Below are 18,669 nucleotides of genomic sequence, written 5' to 3' on the forward strand. Positions count from 1 at the left end.
GGGCCAGTACGCGCATCCAAACATGATGATGGCGCTCCTGTATGTGGAACGCGAATGGCAAGCAATCGATGACCGGCAATTCGGGATTGGCAACATCAGTCTGGCTAACGGCACCGCCTACGGGGAACACTCAACGCACAAATCCGGCCTGGAGGTAGACATTCGTCCACTGCGCAGGGACGGCCTTCAACTCCCTGTTTATTGGTACGACAAAGACTACGATCAAGCCGCGACGGCAAAGCTCATCGCACTTTTTCGGGCCCATGCCAGTGTGCGCAGGGTGCTGTTTAACGATACCGGCATTCCATTCGTGACACCATTCAAAAATCACGACCATCATTTCCATCTGGAACTGAGAGCCTGCCTGATATGAAAAAACTGTGGGCTGTGGCCTTCGGCGCCATCACCGTATTCTCGCTGGCCTATGCAGGCGGCAGCAGCGACTGGGGCGAATACAAACAGTTCAAAGGGGCTTATCTGATTTATTCGAATACCTTGGGCGAGCAACAGCCGCCCACACCGCATGACCGCAAGATTTCTTTCGTGGTCACGGGGGCCGTTGCCAGGGACATGTTTGACTCGATGGCTCCGGATTCGAAAGAGCGCTGCAGTTTGGAGAAAGGCTATCGGCAGCGCGACAAGGAAAATGTTTCCTGTCTCCGGGATCATGACGGCTATAGGTGTCACTTCGGCTTTAACTTGCGCAGTGGCAAAAGCATTGCTGGATCGATTTGCCAGATCGCGTGGGGTGACCGGAGCCTTAGCCCAGCCAATCCTGCACGACTTCCAGTCCCTGCAAGCGTACTCCAGAATGAAGAGGCGGACACGTCGATCCGGATGTTGCCGATTGTACATGGACAAGGCTGGCGCAGCGCAGCGCAGGGCAAACCCGACGCAGCGCCATCAGCCTTCAACAATGGCTATCGAAACGCCAAAGCCGTCGCAGCCTGATCGGCATGATCGCAAGCTGACGCATGGCAGACCCTGTTTCTCCCCGCTGCCTTGGCCTTGTACAGTGCCTTATCCGCGAGTTCAACCAGCTCGACCGCCTGGTTTTTCAGGTACGTCGGCATCAACGCCGCCACACCGACGCTGGCCGTCACCACGCCAAGAGGATTGCCACGATGCTCGATTCCCAGCGATTGCACGGCCTGGCGGACGTCTTCCGCCACCGTCAAGGCGCCCGGCAGATCCGTCCCCGGCAATAAAATGACCATTTCCTCGCCGCCATAGCGCGCCGCAAGGTCGCCCGGCCGGCGCATGCTGTAAGCCACCACCTTGCCGAGTTTTCTCAGGCACTCGTCGCCGGCCACATGGCCATAGATATCGTTGTATTGCTTGAAGAAGTCGACATCGATCAACACCAGTCCAAGTGAGCTATTTTCACGCTGCGCACGGCTGAACTCGGCAAGCAGCGACTGGTCGAAGTGGCGCCGGTTCGCCAGCCCCGTCAACCCATCCTGATTGGCAAGGCGGGCCAGGGTTTCATTGATCAATTCCAACTCGTTGCGCGCTTCAAGCAGTCCCGCCTCGCTTTTTACCCGCAAATCGATCAGCCGCACCACCCGGTATCCGATAAACGCGATCAGCAATACCAGCACCCCGCCCACGGCGTTTTGTATCACGGTATCGAGGCGCCATGCAGCGAGGACTTCATCCTGTGACAATGCGGCAGAGACCACCAGCGGATATTCTTCGACTCTTCGATAGCTGTTGATGCGCGTCACGCCATCGACCCGCGACTTGATCACGGCCGTGCCTGCGGGACTTTTCGGTAAATAATCATGAAATAAGGGAAACTGCGAAAGATCGCGCCCCAGCAAACTCTCATCGAACGGCCTGCGCAATAAAAGAATGCCTTTTCCATTCGCGATGAAAATGGCGCCTTTTTCTCCTATTGAAAAACGTTCATAAAACTGCCTGAAATAATGCATATCGATCGTCGCCAGCGCCACGCCGCCGAAGCTGCCGTCAGGCAAATTGATCCGCCGCGATACCGTGACTATCCAGTCCCCCGTCGATTTGCTGCGCACGGGCGGGCCGACATAAGGCCCCCGGTCATCATGCGTTCGATGGTAGTTGAAATAATCTCGATCGGAATTATTCAGATTACTCAACAAGGTTTTCTGAGAGTTCACGAGCCAGCTGCCATCCCTGGCATAGACGAAGATGCCGTGCAGCTGCCGCAGCTCGGCTACGCGGGTGACCAGCAATTTATGGAGACGGGCCAGTTCAAGGTCGGAGACACCGTCCGCCTCCACCCTTTCCACCAGGCCGACCAGCACCGTATCGGCCTCCTTGATGGTGTCATAGGCATGCTGGGCAACAGATTGCGCCAGGTTGGCGCTTTCACGGCCCGCTTCATTCAATTGCACCTCGCGTGCACGCAAGGTCATCCATAACTGGGTCGCCAGGAGCGACAGGCACACGAGCACGACAAATGAGATCGCCAGCGGCAGCAAGGAAAATCCCCGGAAGCCCGCTCCCAGCAATCGTGGCGGCAAGCTGCGTGACCTGGTCATGGATACACTCCCGGTTTGATATCCGGCAAAGTGTGCACGAAATAGGCAGCGACATACTCACACTTGGTAACAAACATGATATAAAAAAGTCACCATGACACTTGCTGGGCCACGTCTCCCCTCGGCCATGGCATCGGTGAGTGCTATATCGGAGAGCACTGATGCATACTCGGCTTGCATGCTGCGCCATGGCGCTCGCTGTATTCTTACCTTCCCAAGCCGCGGACAAGCCGCCGGCATGGACTGGTGAACCACGCCCCTTGCGGGGTGACTATCAGATCTATGGCGGAACGCTGTCCGAAATGCTGCCGCCCACGCGAAACGACCGGAAAGTGGCAATCATGGTCAAAGGGGAATTGGCACGGGAACTGTTTGCCCAGCTCGGCCCCGATGTGAAACAGGAACAGGCGTGCAGCACCTCAGCAGACTACCGGGAGCGGCGCAGGGGGGACATTAGCTGCGTTCATACAAAAGAGGCGGGATACGCATGCTATTTCGGACTCGATTTACGTACGGGAAAAGGGATGTATGGAGCGATCTGCTAGCCTGGACGCCGTCCGGCACCGTTAAAACCAGAGGCCGCCTCATTCTACCGGCGCACAGCCTGCCGGATGCTTCTGCCTGAGCGACTCTGCCTGCATACGGCACCCGGAGCAGAACCCAATCCCCCATCCCTCACCGCAACAGCGTACACTGACTCCTCTTCCATCAACACATCGGTCCACAGTGAAATTATCGCGCTTTATTACCGGCCATCTGGAGCCGATCCTGGAAGAGTGGGAACTTTTCGCCAGGTCGCTTCCTATTCCGGGCAATGCCATTTCGAAGGCCGAATTGCGCGATCATGCGAAACAGATGCTGGAAACCATCGTGCGCGACATGGATGTCATCGAAAGCGCGGCGCAGAGAAAAAAGAAATCGACCACGGGCGTGTCGGAAATCACGGGCAAGGAGACGGCAGCCGCCACGCATGGCTCGCTGCGCCAGCAGATCGGCTTCACGCTGCCGCAGCTGACGGCGGAATTTCGCGCGATGCGGGCCAGCGTCCTGCGCCTGTGGATGGCACAGGTGTCGGTGACGACGAAAACGGCGACGCAAGACATCTTGCGCTTCAATGAAGCGATAGACCAGGCGCTGCAGGAATCGGCCATACGCTATTCGCAGCAGAGCGACCGGACCCGCAATACCTTTCTCGCCATCCTCAGCCACGATCTGCGCAGTCCGCTGAGCACAATGACGATGGCCGGTGCGCTGCTGAGCAGGCCAAGCGCGAGCTCTTCTTCCACGGTACAGATCGGTGCGCGGGTCGCCCGCAGCGCAGCGACCATGACAACCATGGTGAACGATCTGCTGGAATTCGCCAGGACACAGCTGGGGGGACGCATGCCCATTTCACCCACCTTGGGCGATCTGGGGGAAATCTGCAAGACGGCCGTCGAAGATGCCTCGGCCGCCCACCCGCAGTGCAAATTCGAGCTGAGCACCACGGGCGAGATGATCGGCGACTTCGATGCGGCCCGCCTGGCCCAGCTGTTTTCCAATTTGCTCAATAATGCCGCGCAATATCGCACCGACGACCAGCCGGTGACCATCACGGCCTGCGGCGATGCCGATACGGCCGTGGTGCAGGTGAAAAATTTCGGCCACCAGATCCCGGAAAGCTCGCTGAAGAGCATTTTCGATCCCCTGGTGCAGCTGGCCATTTCCGACGATCACAAGGCACCCAACGCCACCAGTATCGGCCTGGGTCTGTTTATCGCGCGTGAAATCGCCAGCGCACACGGCGGCACCATCGGCGCCGAGTCGAGCCTGGAATCCGGCACGGTATTTACCGTGCGCCTGCCCAGGGTGGCGCTGAATGGCAGAGGGAACGGCGGCTAGGGACTATCCCGGCAGAAAGCGGCATCCCACCGGGACAGGCTCGCCTCACCTGCGGCTGAGCGGCACATACTCGCCCGGCAAGCTGGCCGCTTCCAGCGCATCGGCAAAGGCCAGCAGGAACTTCGCCGGGCCATGTTCCGACACCAGCAGCGATGCGCCCTTGTGGCGCAGCAGTTTCAGCACTTCCTGCTGGTGCGCCTGGTATTCCTGCGAATGGCCGTAGAAGGTCTGATACATCTCCAGCGTTTCCATGGCTTTCGCGGCCAGGATGAATTCGGGTTTGTCCATGATGTCTCCTCGTTGTCATTGCTGCCAAAAACACGAAAAAAACCTGCAAGATGTGCGCCCCATGCCCGTCGCACTGCCTTGCGGCAACCACATCCGTATTTCCATCATACGCCTCAAGCCAGCCATTGCGCCGTCCTGTCGTGCATCTTTTTCTCTCCCGCCCGTCCGGCGCCATCGCTACGGTGTACACGCTAGCGCCATGTGCCCGCGCATGGCATCATGCGCGTTGCCCATTCCTAATAACGACATATGGACCAATATCACTTCCTCGTAGGCGAATTCAAGAAAAATAGCCCCTTTATTCCCGCCACGACCAGCGCGCAGTTGTTCGCCTGGTTCGAGCACATCGGCGAATCCGTCGAGCGCTACGGCAACAAGCGCGGCAAGATCGTCAAGTACTCACAGCGCAATTACGAGAAGATGCTGTTCGCGCCAGAGACCAACGGCATCGGCCTGCTTTCGCCGCGTATCGTGCCGCCCGACGAAGCTGACGAGGCCGTCAACTGCGACGCGCAAGCCATGTATTCATCGGGCTCGGAGCTGGTTCTGTCCATACGCGCCAGCAAGCTTGCGCTGGCGCCGCTGTTCGACGGTGCGCGGGCCATACCCGGCCTGTTTGACCATTGCGAGTATCTGTACTGCTACGCTGAAACGCAGGGCTATGGCACCGGTTACGCACTCGGCTACCGGCAGGTCGACGAGGCCCACCCGATGACCTTTGGCACGCCTTGCCCCGCAAATAACTGGGCCGCCATCAAGCGGCGCGGGTTGCAAGATGCGCACCTGCGCGATGTCTATCCCATCAACGGTTTCACGCCAGCCAGGCTGGATGCGCTGCCGCCCGGGCGCCGGCAAGCGCTGCGCGCTGCGATGCAAGCTCATGGCCGCTGCGAAGACCATGCCGGCTGGATCTTCTGGTACCTGCAGCCCGGGGAACTGGACACCGTCCGCGCCGCACTGAACGCACACGCCATGCTGGGCGCCTACATCAGCCACCGAAGCTCATGAGCACACATTTATCGCTGCACTGTTATCTGCAGGACGAGGCCGCAGAACGGCCCCTGCCCTGTTCCGACGTGACCATCCAGGCCGACCCGGCCACCTTGCGCGCCATTGCCCATTTTCTGCTGGCCAGCGCGGACACCTTTGATCAGGCGCAAGACCGGGCCGGCATGCACGCGCACCTGCAGGATGCATGGGATGGCTGGCAGGACAATTTCCCCGACCTCGTCGTCGTGGCGGCATAGACTGGCGCCCCGCCTGGCGCGCGTCGGGTAACATACGCCACCCTTGCCATATAGAGAACCTTGATGCCCGATTTTCGAACCGTCCTGCCGTCGCTGCGCGCCGCCGTGCTGGCCGCAGCGCTGGCCAGCCTGTCCGCCTGCGCCAGCCAGCCCGCGCACGAGGCACTGTTCCTCGCCACCACTTTCACGCCCGCGCATTCCTTTACCAAGGGTATCGAAGGCCCGGCCGTCGATGCGGATGGCAATATCTATGCCGTCAATTTTGCGCGCCAGCAAACCATCGGCAAGGTCAGCCCCGGCGGCGCTGGCGAGGTGTACCTGACCCTGCCCGGCACCAGCATCGCCAACGGCATCCGCTTCGGCAGCCGCGGCCAGATGTATTTGGCCGACTACATGGAGCACACGATTTACCTGGTCAACCCGGCCACGCGCGCGCTGACCATCCACGCGCGCGAGCCGCGCATGACGCAGCCGAACGACATCGCCATCACGGCCGACGACGTGCTGTATGCGAGCGACCCGAACTGGAAGGAAAACACGGGCCGCGTGTGGCGCATCGCAGCCGACGGCACGGTGACACTGGCGCTCGACACCATGGGCACGGCCAACGGCATCGAAGTGAGCCCCGACGGCAAGATTTTGTATGTGAATGAAAGCGTGCAGCGCAATATCTGGATGTACGACATCGCCGCGGACGGCAGCCTGAGCGGCAAGCGATTGCTGATCAAGTTCGACGATTTCGGCATGGACGGCATGCGCGTGGACGTCGACGGCAACCTTTACGTGACGCGCTACGGCAAGGGCACGGTGGTGAAATTGTCGCCGCAAGGGCGCATCCTGCGCGAGATCAGCGTGCCCGGCGCCAAGCCCAGCAACATCACCTTCGGCGGCCCCGATGGCCGCACGGCCTACGTGACGGAAGTGGTGCAGGGCCGCTTGCTGCAATTCCGCGTCGACCGCCCGGGCCTCGAATGGCAGCGGGCGCAGGAGCGCCGCAAGGCCGAATAGCAAGCCACGTGGTGCTGGCAGCGCATGGCGCGATGTCGGCTTACGCGCTTGCGCGCCAAGCCGACCTACCCTACGTCACGATGCATGCGCAGGCCGGGTAGGCCAGGTAGGTCGGCTTAGCCGGAACGGCGTAAGCCGACGAACCAAATAGCAAGCCGACATGGTCCTGGCTGCGCATGACGCGATGCATGCGCACGCCCGGTAGGTCGGCTTAGCCGGAACGGCGTAAGCCGACGAACCAAGTAGCAAGCCGACGTGGTCCCGCCATGCCACGATTGCTCAAGGAATTGAAGCAGCGCCTGACGATCGGCTGAGGCTCAATATAAAACGTTCTTCGCTTCCGGCAGATCGACATTGGCCTTGGTGACGATCACCACGCCCGTGTTGACGAACGGTGCGACCTTCTTGCCCTCGATCAGGCTGACCAGGGTTTTCACACCCAGCGCGCCCATCGAGTACGAACCCTGCACGGCGGTCGCATACAGGGTGCCGTCCTTGACGAAGTTTTTCAGGTCTTCATTGCCGTCGAAGCCCACGGCGATCACCTTGCCTGCCTTGCCCGCCTGCGCGATGGCGCGGCCCATGCCCACGGCCGTCGGCTCGTTGGCGCCGAAGATGCCCTTCAAGTCCGGATTCGAGGCCAGCACGTCGGTCGTCTGGTTCAGCGCCGTGGCCATCTGCGACTGCGAGTAATACGTGCCGACGATCTGCAGCTGCGAATTCTTTTCGATGTAGCGCTTGAAGCCGCCCACCCTGCCCGTCTCGGAACCGGCGCCCGCCACGTACGACATCACGGCGATCTTGCCCGTCTTGCCGACCTGCGAAATGAGGGCCTTGGCGCTTTGCTCGCCGGCTGCTTCATTGTCGGTCGACAGGAAGGACTGGTAATAGCGCTTGCCGCTGTCGGCCACCAGCGAATCGATCAGCACCACGGGAATCTTCGCTTCCCACGCCTTCTTCAGGGCCGGCACCAGCGCGTCCGGGTCCGACGCGGCCAGCACGATGCCGGCCACCTTGCGCGTGACGGCGTTTTCCACCATGCTGACCTGGTCGGCGATGGCCGATTCCGAGGCCGGTCCCTGGAAGGTCAGGCTGTAGCCCTTGGCGTCGGCGGCGCTGGCCGTGGCGCCCTTCCTGACGTTTTGCCAGTAGTTGGAATTGGTCGTCTTGACGATCACGGCGATCTCGCCCGGGGCGGCCAAGGCAGCGCTGGCGCTCAGGGCAGAGGCTGCGGTCAACAGACCGAGCAAGACGGTGTTGAAGGCTTTGAAGGTGTTCATTGTCGTCCTCATTTAATTATAGATTTGGTGGATTGACTTCATGGCGTGCTGCTTGCTGCTTCAGGCGCGGTTGCGCTTCTGATCGATCCAGACGGTCAGCAGGATGACCAGTCCGATAATGATTTGCTGGATAAAGCTCGATACCCCGTTCATGTTCAAGCCGTTGCGCAGGATGCCGATGACGAAGGAGCCGATGACGGTGCCGGAAATGGTGCCGATGCCGCCGATCAGCGAGGCGCCGCCGATCACGGCGCTGGCGATCGCATCAAGTTCATACATCACGCCTTCGTTCGGCTGCGCCGTCACCAGGCGCGACATCAGCACGCAACCTGTCAGGCCCGACAAGGCGCCGGACAGGGTATACACCAGCAGGGTCACGCGGCCCACCTTCACGCCCGACAGGCGCGCCGCTTCCGCATTCGAGCCAACGGCATAGATATGCCGGCCGAAGGTGGTGCGGCTGAGCATGATGGACACGGCCACGGCGATCACCACCATCAGCACCACGGGATACGGAATGCCGGGAAACACGACTTCGGGAAACGTGCCGCCCGTGTCGCGCTCGATGCGCCACAGCACGCCGTTGCCCAGTTCGCCGAACGACTCGCCCAGGCCGGAAATGGCGCGCGCGCCCGTCACCTGCAGCGCCAGGCCCCGTGCGATCAGCATCATGCCGAGCGTGGCGATAAAGGGCGGCAGTTTCAATTGCGTGATGCAAAAGCCGTTGACGGCGCCGCACATGGCGCCCACCACGACGCCGCCCAGCATGGCGGCCGGCACGGGCACGCCGCTTTTCACCAGCAGCGCGGCGGCCACGCCGGCCAGCGCCAGCACGGAGCCGGAACTGAGGTCGATGCCGCCCGTGATGATGACGCAGGTGGCGGCTATGCCCAGGTAGGCGATCGACGTGACTTGCAAGGCCACGCTCATGCCGTTGCTGACGGAGAAAAAGGCGTTGCTGGTCAGGGAAAACACCAGCAGCAACAGCGACAGGCTGCCCAGCGCGGCGAATTTTTGGATCAGTTCTTTATTCATTTTTTTAAGCTTTCTGTTTTTAGTGGACTGCCGCCTGGCCAGGGATTGGAGCGACGACGCGCCCCGACGCCAGCTGCATGATCTCTTCCTGCGACGACTCGCGCGTATTGACGATGCCGCTGATGCGCCCTTCATGGAACACGGCCACGCGGTCCGTCATGCCCATGATCTCGGGCAGCTCGGACGTGATCAGCACCACGCCGATGCCTTCCGACGCGAGCTTGTCGAGCAGCTGGTAGATGGCGAACTTGGCCCCCACGTCGATGCCGCGCGTGGGTTCGTCGAAGAAGATGATTTTCGATTCGCGGTACAGCCATTTGCTGATGACGATCTTTTGCTGGTTGCCGCCCGAGAGGTTGCGCGCGACCTGTTGCGAAGTCGGCGTCTTGATGCCCAGCGCAGCGATGTACTGCTGCGCCACCGCCTCTTCCCTGGCGAAATCGATGAAGCCGAAACGGTTGGCCAGCGCCGAAACATTCGTCAGGGTCAGGTTGGCCGCCACCGACATGCGCACCGCCAGGCCGTGGCTCTTGCGGTCTTCCGACAGGTAGGCGATGCCGTGTCCGATAGCGTCGATAGGGCTGGTGATCGTCACCGCCACGTCGCCCAGGTGGATCGCGCCGCTGGTGAGCGGATCGGCGCCGAAGATGGCGCGCGCCACTTCCGTGCGCCCCGCGCCCATCAGGCCGGAAAAGCCGAGAATTTCGCCGCGCCGCAAGTCAAAGCTCAGCGGGCCGAAGACATCCTTGCGGTGCAAATCGGTCACGCGCAGCAGCACTTCAGCCGTCGGCGTCGAGACGCGGTCGGGAAATTTTTCATCGAGGGTGCGGCCCACCATCCTGGCCACGATGGCGTCCAGCGTGGTGCTGGCAAAATCGTCGGTGCAGACGAATTTGCCGTCGCGCAGCACCGTCACCCTGTCGATGATGTGCTGCATCTCTTCCAGCCGATGCGAGATGTAGACCACGCTCACGCCGTTGCGCTTGAGTTCATTGATGATGTCGAACAGCTGGCCCGTCTCGCTTTCCGTCAGCGAGGACGTGGGCTCGTCCATGATCAGCACTTCCGTATTGAGCGACAGCGCCTTGGCGATTTCCACCATCTGCTGCTGCGCGCAGGACAGGTTTTTCACCAGCTGGCGCGGGTCGATGCGCAGCTTCAACCGGTCCAGCAGCGCCTGCGCATCAGCGCGCATCTTCTTGCGGTCGATGAAGATACCGCGCACCGGTTCGCGCGCGAGGAAAATATTCTCCGCCACGCTCAGGTGCGGGATCAGGTTCAGTTCCTGGTGGATGATGGCGATGCCGGCCGCTTCCGCCTCCACGCTGCTGGCAAAGCTGCACACCTTGCCCTTGTAGACCAGTTCCCCCTCGTCGGCCTGGTACACGCCGCTCATCACCTTCATCAGGGTGGACTTGCCGGCGCCGTTTTCGCCGCACAGCGCATGGGCCTCGCCCTTGCGCAGGCTGAAACTGACGTTGTCCAGGGCCAGCACGCCGGGAAAGCGCTTGCTGACCTTGTTCAAGGCCAGTATCTCTTCGGATTGATTCATGGTGTGTCTCCTCCACTCCACTGCCATAGGCCGGCGCGCCGATGTCTGAGCATCTTGGCGGCGCGCCGGTCTGCTACTCGTTTAACTGTCGATCAGCTGCGGATTCCACGCATGCACGGTCTGCCGCTGTTCGCCGAGGCCTTCGATCCCCAGGCGCATGGTGTCGCCCGGCTTCAAATACACGGCCGACGGTTTCTGCCCCATGCCCACGCCCGGCGGCGTGCCGGTGCTGATGATGTCGCCCGGGTACAAGGTCATGAAGCGGCTGATATAGCTGACCAGATTCGCCACGCCGAAGACCATCGTTTGGGTATTGCCGTCCTGGACGCGCTTGCCGTTCACTTCCAGCCACAGGCCCAGGTTTTGCGGGTCCGCCACTTCGTCAGCGGTCACCAGCCAGGGGCCGATCGGGCCGAAGGTATCGCAGCCCTTGCCCTTGTCCCACTGGCCGCCGCGCTCCAATTGGTATTCGCGTTCGGACAAATCGTTCACCACGCAGTAGCCGGCCACGTGCGACAGCGCCTCCGCTTCGCTCACATAGCGCGCAGTGGTGCCGATTACCACGCCCAGCTCCACTTCCCAGTCGCTTTTCTGCGAGTCCTGCGGCATCACCACGGCATCGTTGGCGCCGATGATGGCGCTGGTGGCCTTCATGAACAGCACCGGCTCAGCCGGCACGGCCATGCCCGATTCTGCCGCATGGTCGGCATAGTTCAGGCCCACGCATAAAAACTTGCCCACGCCCTGCCACGGCGGCGCGATGCGGCCGGGGTTGGCCACCACGGGCAGGCTGGCTATGTCGATGGCGGCCAGGGTCGCCAGGCCATCCTTGCCCAGGGTCGCGGCCGTGATATCGGGCAGCACGCCGGACAGGTCGCGCACGGCGCCGTCAGCATCGATCAAGGCAGGTTTTTCAGCGCCCTTGGCGCCATAACGCATCAGTTTCATGTGGTTCTCTCGTTGTAGTAATCAGTTGGACCAGCCGCCATCAATGACGTGAGTCATGCCGGTGGTAAAGGCGGATTCGTCGGAAGCCAGATACACGGCCAGGGCGGCGATTTCCTCTGCCCGGCCCACTCGTCCCATCGGCTGGCGCGCCACGAAAGCGGCTTGCACTTCATCGATACTCACGCCCGTCGCTGCCGCCTGGGCGGCAATGCGTTCCTTCAGCGAGGGCGATTCGATGGTGCCGGGGCAGATCGCATTGCAGCGGATGCCGCGCGTGACGAAATCGGCGGCCACCGCCTTGGTCATGCCCACCACGGCCGCCTTCGAAGTGCCGTAGATAAAACGGTTCGGCGCGCCCTTCACGCTCGACGCCACCGACGACATATTGACGATGGAGCCGGCGCCCCTGGCCAGCATCCCGGGCAGCACGGCGCGCATCAGCCGGTACATGGAACGGGCGTTGATGTCGAAGGAACGGTCCCAGGCAGCATCGTCGCAATCGAGGATGGTGCCGCCATCGACGAAGCCGGCGCAGTTGAAGAGGATATCGACGGGGCCGATCTCGCCGGCCAGCGCGGTGATCGCCGCGCCATCGGTCACGTCGAGCAGGCGGATGGCGCAGCCCGTCGCTTCCTTCAGCGCGTCGAGCTGGGCCTGGTTGATATCGGTGGCGATCACGGTCGCGCCTTCGCGCACGAACGCTTCGGCCGTGGCCCGGCCGATGCCCTGGCCGGCGGCGGTGAGCAGGGCGATTTTTCCTTGTAGTCTGGCGGTCATATTGTCTCCTTTTATTTTTTTAACCCGACACCTTAAGTGCTGGGGTCAGACCCGGCGGGTCTGACCCCGGATTCTTGCTAAGCAAAGTAGAAAACCTGCTCCATCATCGCCCAGTGCTCGCCCTCGGCGCGCGAAGCCAGCGGCAGCTGGCAGGGGGCGCAAAAGGTCCACCAGCGCTGCGTTTCCGGGTCGGAGGCGATGGCCGCCATGTCGGATTCAAAATCCTCGCCGTGGTATTCCCAGTAACCGAACAAGAGGTTTTCCGGTTCGCGCAAAAAGATCGAATAATTGCCGACATGCGCCGCCGTCAGCTTGGCCAGCACCTGCGGCCAGACGGCGGCGTGCAGGGTCTTGTATTCAGCGATCCGGTCCGGCGCGATGCCGATGACCATGCCCATTCTTTGCATTTCAGCTCCTCTTTGTTGGCTTACGCCGGCCAGGGCCGGCTAAGCCAACCTACAGTTGGCATCGAGGTGTTTCGTAGGTCGGCTTAGCCGGAACGGCGTAAACCGACAAGCCAGCCACCTCATTTAAGCCCATAAAAGCGGCATGCATTGAGGCCGAAAATATCGTCCCTGTCCTGCTGCCCCAAGTGCGACAGCAGCGCTTCGCTCGCCAGCAGCCAGGCCGCATAGCCGCCCGCCAGGTCGACTACCGGCCAGTCGCTGCCCCAGATCACGCGCCGGGTGCCGAACACGTCCAGCACATGTGCGGCATAGGGGCGCAGCTCGTCCACGTTCCAGCCGGGCCGCGCTTCCGTCACCAGCCCGGACAGCTTGCAGTGCACGTTCGGCAGCGCGGCCAGCTGCGCCATGTGTTCGCGCCAGTGGCCAAATTCAGCTTCGGCGATCGGCGGCTTGGCCGCATGGTCGATCACGATCGGAAGCGCTGGAAAATCGCGCGCGCATTGCAGCAGCGCGGGCAAGTGGCGCGGCAGCACCAGCGCGTCAAAGCGCAAGCCGTGTGCCGCCATGGCCGTCAACGCTGGTCTCAGCGCCGGGTTGGCGATCCACTGATCGTCGTCGAGGTCCTGCAGCATCGGGCGCAGGCCTTTGAGCTTGCCGTGCGACGCCAGGCGGACAATCGCCGCCGGTGCGTCTTTGGCCAACAAATCGGTCCAGCCCACGACGGCACGGATAAAGCTGGTCTTTTCCGCCAGCGCCAGCAGGTAATCGGTATCGGCGGACGACGGCAGCGACTGCACCAGCACCGTTCCAGCGATGCCATGTTCGGCCAGCAGCGGCGCCAGGTCGGCGGGCGCGAAATCGCGGTGGATGGCGGCCAAGGATGGCGGCGGCCAGCTGCCGGCGCGCGCGGCCAGTTGCCAGAAGTGCTGGTGGGCGTCGATGCGCATCAAGCGGCTCCCTTGGGCACCGGTGCGCGCGCATCGATCAGGCCAGCTTCCTGCAAGGCCGTCCACAAGGCGTCCGGCAAGGGCGTGGCGAACCAGTCGAGGTTTTGCCGCAACTGCGCCAGGTCCTGGCCGCCCGGGATGCAGGATGCGACGGCCGGATGCGCGAGCGGAAACTGCAGAGCGGCAGCCTGCAGCGGCACGTTGAATGCGCGGCAGATGGCGTCGAGCTGCGCCACGCGCTGGAGTATCGCGGCCGGCGCATCGGCATAATTGAATTTGCCGTTCCCGGCCAGCACGCCCGAGTTGAACGGGCCGCCGATCACGATGGCGTTGCCGCGTTCCACGCACAGGTCCAGCAATGGCGACAGTGAAGCCTGTTCCAGCAAGGTGTAGCGGCCGGCCAACAGGGTGCAGTCGAGGTCGAATTCCGCCATCGCCCGCAGCACGATCTCGCATTCGTTGACGCCGAGGCCCACGGCCTTCACCTGGCCGCCGGCGCGCAGCTGGTCCAGCGCGCGAAAGCCGCCGCCGTCAGTCAGCTGGCGCCAGTATTGCTGCTCGCGTTCGCCATGCGTGGCCGTGCCGATATCGTGCACGAACAGGATATCGATGCGCTCGAGCCCCAATCGCTGCAGGCTGTCGTCGTGCGAACGCAGCACGCCGTCATACGTGTAGTCGTAATGGGGGCGGAACGGCAGCGGCGCGGCAAAGCCGTCGTCGCCGGGACGCACGCAGGGGTCGGGCCGCATCAGCCGTCCCACCTTGGTGCTGATCACGAACTCGTTGCGGGGCCGCTCGCGCAGCGCCGCGCCGAGACGGTGTTCTGACTGGGTATAACCATAGAACGGCGCCGTGTCGAAGAAGCGCACGCCCGCGTCCCAGGCGCCATCGAGGGTGGCGCGCGCCTGCGCGTCGCTGACCGGCTGGTACAAACCGCCGAGCGGCGCGCAGCCCATGCCGATGCAGGGCAGCGAGAGGCCGCCACGCGGCAAGCTGCGCAATTGTGTGACATCCATGAACCCGGTCCTCAAGCAGCGCGCAAGGGGAAGCAGCCTGGCCCCACCGCGTCGAATTGTTTATAGGTCAGCACGAACTCCTGGTGGCCCAGGTCTTCCGAGCGGCTCAGTTCTCCGTTGGCCACGTTCAGCACGGCGGCGACGATCTCGGCGCCCACTTCTTCCAAGGTGGCTGCGCCCGTGAGGATCTTGCCGGCGTTGATATCCATGTCGTCGGCCAGGCGCTCGAAGGTTTGCGGATTGGCGCACACCTTGATGACGGGCGAAATCGCCGAGCCCACCACGGAGCCGCGTCCGGTCGTGAACAAGGTGATGTGGGCGCCGCAGGAAATGAGCTCGACGATTTCCGCGTTGTCCGACACGTTCGGGAAACCGAAGCGCGGCTCGCCGTCCGGTACCACGTCGAGCAGGTACAGGCCGCCGCCGGCCGGCTGGTCGCCCGGCTTCAGAATGCCGACGATGGGCGAGGAACCGCTCTTGGCGTAGGCGCCAAGCGACTTTTCTTCCTGCGTGGTCAGGCCGCCATCGGCGTTCCCCGGCGAGAAGCTGCCATGGCCCATGATAGTGTAGTAGCGCGCGGCCTTGGCCACGGTGTCGACGATGGCGTTGCCCAGGTCCGGGCTGACGGCGCGCCGCTGCATGTGGTATTCGCAGCCCACCAGTTCGCCCGTCTCCTCGAAGATGCAGGGACTGCCGGCCGCGATCAGCGTGTCGAAGGCGACACCGACGGCCGGGTTGGCACTGATGCCGCTGGTGCTGTCGGAGCCGCCGCAGATGGTGGCGACGACCAGTTCCTCGATCCCCATCGGCACGCGCTCCTGCCGCGCCAGGTGATCGAGAGCCCAGCCTATCCATTCGACGCCGCTGCTCACGCTGGGGCGCGTACCGCTGTTTTCCTGGATGGTGATCGTGTGCACGGGGCGGTCGCTGTCGGCCACGGCGCTGGAGAGGCCATATTTGTTGAAGCCTTCGCAGCCGAGAGACACCAGCAGCACGGCGCCCACGTTCGGGTGCGTCAGCAGGCGGCGCATCACCTGGTCCGCGTATTCGTTGGGGAAGCAGCCCGTAAAGCCGATCAGGTGCACGGGCTGGCCGGGAAAGGCGTTGACCATCAGGCGCGCCACGTGGTGCGCGCATTCGACCATATAGGCCACCACCACGATATTGCGGATGCCCTTGCGGCCATCGGCGCGCAGGTAGCCCGACAGGGCGGGTGTCGTTACGGGAGCGTTCATGCTTGGTCGTCCTTGTGCAGGAAATGGTGGCCGTCCTGGCCCAGGGTAAACGTGGGGATGTAGTCGCTTGCCAGGTTGTGCGTGTGAATATGCTCGCCGATGGCGACGGGAGCCGTGATGCTGCCGATCAGGGCGCCGTAGCGCAGCACCTTGTCGCCCACGGCCAGCGCGCGGCGCGCCACCTTGTGGCCGATCTGGATGTCTTGCGCCAGGGTGACGGGCAGGCCGTCGATGGCGACGACGTCGCCGCTGGCCAATGCCGTCCTCGCGATCAGGCAGTTATCCTCGGGCGACATCAGGAGCAGGCTGGCAGGCCGGGAAGCGAGGCTCATGGCGCACCCTCCCCGGCAAAGACGGTTAGGCGCCTGGCTGGCTCAGTTTTTCGCGCGTGCCTATCGAGGACAGCATGGTGCGGCGCGAGGAATCGAGGTGCGAACGCATGCACTCGAGCGCCTTCGGTATGTCGTGCTCCGCCAGCGCATGCAGGATCGCCAGGTGCTCCTGCACCGCGTACTGGTTGCGGCCCTTTTCCTCGCCCTTGTCCCACTGGTAGTGATAGTGGAAGACAAACGAGACGATATCGTAGAAGCCCTGCGCGAAGCGGTTGTTCAAGAGGCCAATCAAAAAGGTGTGGAACTCGCGGTCCAGCGCCGGAAAGGCGTTGTGGCGCGTGTCTATCCTGGCCGCCAGCTTCTCGTGCTGTTTGATCAGCCGCGCCAGTTCCACATACGCGGGGTCGCCATGCGGCAGGTGCGCAAACTGCTCCACGGCCGCCATCTCGAACATGCGCCGCATGTCCGCCAGTTCGGTGGCGAACGAGCGGTCGAACGCGCACAGGCGCCAGCCGCCGCGCGGTTTCTTTTCGATCAGGCCGAAGCGCGAAAAGCCGATCAGAAATTCGCGCACGCTGACGGTACTGGCGCCCGCCTCGCGCGCCAGTTCCGCTTCCGAGAATTCCGCGCCGGGCGGCATGTCGCGCTGGTACACGCGCTCCATCAGCACTTGCTGGATGCGCTCGGCCCCCGACTGCAATTCGGAGATATCGAAGTAGTCGCCCGGTATGGGTTTGCGCAGCAGGCGCCGGTCCGCCGGGCTGGCGATCAGCCGCCGCGTCGACAGATACGCGATCGCGCTGCGGACCGCCGTGCGGCTGCCCTGGCAGATGGTGGTCAGGAACTGCTCCGTCGGCAGCGTCTCGCCCACTGCGACATTCTCGGCGAGAAATTGCAACAGCAGATTGGTACTGCGCTTGAAGACGGTGGCGGGTTTGGACATGGATGAATGAACGCGCTATGCCAGCGAAAGGGAAAGTGGATGAGTGGGCCATTTTAGTCGATATCGGATTGGATCGGCATGCCGAAAAAGAAACAACTGCGGTGACGGCGGCGTTCATGGCTGCGCTCCCGGCGCCAGCATGGCGCGCAGGCGCGGCTGCCCCAGCGCGGGACAGAGCTGCCGCGCCAGCGCCGCCACGGGCGCCACGCGGCGCGCGATCTTGCCGGCGTGGTGCTGGGCGATGTCGGCCAGGCGGTGCGCAAGAAATGGATTGCAAAAGCGTTCCCTGACCTGCGCCACGTAGGCCAGCGCGGCGTCGCCGTGCCGCGCCCCCATGGCGCCAAACACGGGCAGCACTTCCTCCTGCCACAGGGCTTCCAGCGCGGCGCGCATGGCGCGATCGTCCATCGCCTCGCGCACCGTCATGCCGGCCGGGCTGCCCCGCTCCATCCACAGCTGCGCCAGATAGGTGTGACCGAGGTTCAGCAAGAACAGCTTGCGCTGTTCATAGTCGCGCAGGCTGCTAGTCACTACCACCTGCCGGTGGCGGCATGGCAGCAGCATGCCTTCCTGCGCCTCGATGGCCCACAGCGCATAGGGCTCGGCCACGGCGCCTATCGGTTCGATCGGTTCCGAAACGATGCGGTCGACGAGGGAATTGATCCACAGGCAGCCCGTTTCCAGGTAGACGATGAACGCGGCATCGCAGCGCCACTGCCGCGCCAATGTCACGATCACCTGGCGCAGTACATGACCGTTGTCGGCCACCAGTTCGCACGGAAAAATCGAGAGGGGCGCGGCGCCGGCCAGGAAGCGGTCATGCAGCAGCACCAGCAGCTTGGCGGGAAAGCTGGCGGGGACGGCCGCGCCGTCGAGCATGCCGGCGTGGTCGGATTCGTCCAGCTGGTAACCCGTGTCGCCCGTATTCGACAAGATCACGCGCGCGGCCACGGCCGCATCGCGCACCTGCCGCCAGTCGCTGCCCGCTTGCCACGCCTGCGTGACGGCGTGGGCGCGGCGCTCTTCATCGACCTGCACGCCGTCCTGCCATCCGCGGATGCGCACGGGATAGCCGCCGGGCCGGCGAAACGCCGCCACCCGCGCCGCGCCCTGCGCGCTGCCGGTCGTTTGCACGATGGTGATATGGCCCAGCGCCTTGCCCAGGCTGGCCGCTTCGCTGACGAACAGGTCGGCGTGCGCCTGCAGGAAGCGGCTGGTGCCAAATTGAAGTATGGGGTTGAGATCGCTCAT

The 18,669-nt window shown here is 63.0% G+C and carries 21 protein-coding genes; 7 read left to right on the top strand and 14 right to left on the bottom strand.

The features are described 5' to 3' along the window. Positions 1 to 22 precede the first annotated feature (22 nt). Both OX462_RS21620 and OX462_RS21625 read left to right on the top strand, forming a co-directional pair. Positions 23 to 373, top strand: coding sequence for a hypothetical protein (locus tag OX462_RS21620; RefSeq protein ID WP_409027014.1), 351 nt, complete (start codon positions 23 to 25; stop codon positions 371 to 373). Further along, positions 370 to 951 (top strand): hypothetical protein, encoded by a 582-nt coding sequence (locus OX462_RS21625; protein ID WP_409027015.1) that lies wholly within the window; start codon positions 370 to 372, stop codon positions 949 to 951. The genes OX462_RS21620 and OX462_RS21625 overlap by 4 nt, the downstream gene beginning before the upstream one ends. On the opposite strand, the gene OX462_RS21630 is transcribed toward OX462_RS21625, so the two are convergent. Continuing rightward, positions 921 to 2,522, bottom strand: a complete 1,602-nt coding sequence (locus OX462_RS21630) for a GGDEF domain-containing protein (RefSeq protein ID WP_409027016.1) — start codon at positions 2,520 to 2,522, stop codon at positions 921 to 923. The two genes, OX462_RS21625 and OX462_RS21630, sit on opposite strands and share 31 nt — an antisense overlap. 188 nt (positions 2,523 to 2,710) lie before the next feature. On the opposite strand from OX462_RS21630, the gene OX462_RS21635 reads away from it, so the two are divergent. Both OX462_RS21635 and OX462_RS21640 read left to right on the top strand, forming a co-directional pair. Further along, positions 2,711 to 3,067, top strand: a complete 357-nt coding sequence (locus tag OX462_RS21635; RefSeq protein WP_070313726.1) for a hypothetical protein — start codon at positions 2,711 to 2,713, stop codon at positions 3,065 to 3,067. A 181-nt stretch (positions 3,068 to 3,248) separates the two neighbouring features. Further along, a complete protein-coding gene (locus OX462_RS21640) occupies positions 3,249 to 4,403 on the top strand; it encodes a sensor histidine kinase (RefSeq protein WP_099410604.1) in 1,155 nt (384 codons plus the stop codon). 45 nt (positions 4,404 to 4,448) lie between these two features. On the opposite strand, the gene OX462_RS21645 is transcribed toward OX462_RS21640, so the two are convergent. Next, positions 4,449 to 4,691, bottom strand: coding sequence for a hypothetical protein (locus tag OX462_RS21645; protein WP_070221783.1), 243 nt, complete (start codon positions 4,689 to 4,691; stop codon positions 4,449 to 4,451). Positions 4,692 to 4,940: 249 nt separating this feature from the next. Here OX462_RS21645 and OX462_RS21650 point away from each other — a divergent pair, with 249 nt between their 5' ends. From OX462_RS21650 to OX462_RS21660, 3 genes are all read left to right on the top strand, one after another. Further along, entirely contained in the window at positions 4,941 to 5,699 is a 759-nt protein-coding gene (locus tag OX462_RS21650; RefSeq protein WP_409027017.1) for a hypothetical protein, read from the top strand. Beyond that, a complete protein-coding gene (locus OX462_RS21655; protein WP_070292076.1) occupies positions 5,696 to 5,938 on the top strand; it encodes an Imm32 family immunity protein in 243 nt (80 codons plus the stop codon). The genes OX462_RS21650 and OX462_RS21655 overlap by 4 nt, the downstream gene beginning before the upstream one ends. Before the next feature lie 63 nt (positions 5,939 to 6,001). Beyond that, positions 6,002 to 6,946 (top strand): SMP-30/gluconolactonase/LRE family protein, encoded by a 945-nt coding sequence (locus OX462_RS21660; RefSeq protein WP_409027018.1) that lies wholly within the window; start codon positions 6,002 to 6,004, stop codon positions 6,944 to 6,946. A gap of 317 nt (positions 6,947 to 7,263) precedes the next feature. Here the strand turns inward: OX462_RS21660 and OX462_RS21665 are convergent, their stop codons facing one another. From OX462_RS21665 to OX462_RS21720, 12 genes are all read right to left on the bottom strand, one after another. Next, on the bottom strand, positions 7,264 to 8,226 hold the full coding sequence (locus tag OX462_RS21665) for an ABC transporter substrate-binding protein (RefSeq protein ID WP_070221785.1): 963 nt from the start codon (positions 8,224 to 8,226) through the stop codon (positions 7,264 to 7,266). Positions 8,227 to 8,286: 60 nt separating this feature from the next. Continuing rightward, positions 8,287 to 9,261 (bottom strand): ABC transporter permease, encoded by a 975-nt coding sequence (locus tag OX462_RS21670; protein ID WP_092714916.1) that lies wholly within the window; start codon positions 9,259 to 9,261, stop codon positions 8,287 to 8,289. 19 nt (positions 9,262 to 9,280) lie between these two features. After that, positions 9,281 to 10,840: a sugar ABC transporter ATP-binding protein gene (locus OX462_RS21675; RefSeq protein ID WP_409027019.1), complete on the bottom strand. Its 1,560-nt coding sequence runs from the start codon at positions 10,838 to 10,840 to the stop codon at positions 9,281 to 9,283. A gap of 54 nt (positions 10,841 to 10,894) precedes the next feature. After that, a complete protein-coding gene (locus OX462_RS21680) occupies positions 10,895 to 11,761 on the bottom strand; it encodes a fumarylacetoacetate hydrolase family protein (RefSeq protein ID WP_409027020.1) in 867 nt (288 codons plus the stop codon). A gap of 21 nt (positions 11,762 to 11,782) precedes the next feature. Beyond that, entirely contained in the window at positions 11,783 to 12,538 is a 756-nt protein-coding gene (locus tag OX462_RS21685; protein ID WP_409027021.1) for an SDR family oxidoreductase, read from the bottom strand. Between the two features lie 77 nt (positions 12,539 to 12,615). Next, positions 12,616 to 12,945, bottom strand: a complete 330-nt coding sequence (locus OX462_RS21690) for an L-rhamnose mutarotase (RefSeq protein WP_409027022.1) — start codon at positions 12,943 to 12,945, stop codon at positions 12,616 to 12,618. A 119-nt stretch (positions 12,946 to 13,064) separates the two neighbouring features. After that, positions 13,065 to 13,892, bottom strand: a complete 828-nt coding sequence (locus tag OX462_RS21695; RefSeq protein ID WP_409027023.1) for an amidohydrolase family protein — start codon at positions 13,890 to 13,892, stop codon at positions 13,065 to 13,067. After that, positions 13,892 to 14,908, bottom strand: a complete 1,017-nt coding sequence (locus tag OX462_RS21700; RefSeq protein ID WP_409027024.1) for an aldo/keto reductase — start codon at positions 14,906 to 14,908, stop codon at positions 13,892 to 13,894. Before OX462_RS21700 ends, OX462_RS21695 begins: the two co-directional genes overlap by 1 nt. Positions 14,909 to 14,919: 11 nt before the next feature. Next, positions 14,920 to 16,143 carry a UxaA family hydrolase gene (locus OX462_RS21705; protein ID WP_070292089.1) on the bottom strand — a complete coding sequence of 408 codons (1,224 nt, stop codon included), beginning with the start codon at positions 16,141 to 16,143 and terminating at the stop codon, positions 14,920 to 14,922. Further along, on the bottom strand, positions 16,140 to 16,475 hold the full coding sequence (locus tag OX462_RS21710; protein ID WP_070221792.1) for a UxaA family hydrolase: 336 nt from the start codon (positions 16,473 to 16,475) through the stop codon (positions 16,140 to 16,142). The genes OX462_RS21705 and OX462_RS21710 overlap by 4 nt, the downstream gene beginning before the upstream one ends. A gap of 25 nt (positions 16,476 to 16,500) precedes the next feature. Next, complete coding sequence (locus tag OX462_RS21715) at positions 16,501 to 17,418, bottom strand: GntR family transcriptional regulator (protein ID WP_409027025.1); 918 nt, start codon at positions 17,416 to 17,418, stop codon at positions 16,501 to 16,503. A gap of 114 nt (positions 17,419 to 17,532) precedes the next feature. Beyond that, positions 17,533 to 18,669, bottom strand: a complete 1,137-nt coding sequence (locus OX462_RS21720; protein ID WP_409027026.1) for a mannitol dehydrogenase family protein — start codon at positions 18,667 to 18,669, stop codon at positions 17,533 to 17,535.

The sequence above is a fragment of the Janthinobacterium aestuarii genome, assembly GCF_046113285.1.
Taxonomy (GTDB): Bacteria; Pseudomonadota; Gammaproteobacteria; order Burkholderiales; family Burkholderiaceae_D; genus Janthinobacterium.